We start from the raw sequence: 675 nt of genomic DNA on the forward strand, positions 1-675 counted from the left end.
CTGCTGCACGATGACGTCGTTGACGAGTCCTCACTGCGTCGCGGCAAGCCGACCGCCAACGCCCTGTTCGGCAACGCTGCGAGCGTGCTGGTCGGCGACTTCCTCTATTCGCGCGCCTTCCAGATGATGGTGTCGGTCGACCGCATGCGGGTGCTGGAGGTGCTGGCAGAGGCCACCAACGTCATTGCCGAGGGCGAAGTCCTGCAGCTGATGAACATGCACGACCCGGACATCACGGTGGAGAGCTATCTGCGCGTGATCCGGTTCAAGACTGCCAAGCTTTTCGAAGCCAGCGCTCGCCTCGGCGCGGTACTGGCCAACGCCCCGCCCGAGGTCGAGGAAGCCTGTGCCGCCTATGGGCGCGCRCTGGGAACGGCCTTCCAGCTCATCGACGATGTGCTGGATTACGAAGGAGACGCCCTGGAGCTCGGCAAGAACATCGGGGACGACCTGCGCGAGGGCAAGACGACACTGCCGCTGTTGATCGCGATGGAGYGAGCAACGGGCGAGCAACGCGCATTGCTTCGGCATGCCATCGAAGAGGGCGAGCAGGAAAAACTGCAGGATATCGTTGCCATCGTGCGCTCAACCGGCGCCCTCGAATCGACCCGGGAAGCGGCGCGAACCGAAGCGCGGCACGCGGCCGAATGTCTCAGCCACCTGCCTCCAAATAGG

The 675-nt window shown here is 64.2% G+C and carries 1 protein-coding gene; it reads left to right on the forward strand.

Going from position 1 to position 675, the window contains the following annotated elements; genetic code table 11:
• Positions 1 to 675 (forward strand): polyprenyl synthetase family protein (locus tag AC1DU6_RS34225; RefSeq protein ID WP_477862895.1); only part of this gene is annotated, 675 nt, incomplete at both ends.

This window comes from Roseateles sp. P5_B10 (genome assembly GCF_056400485.1).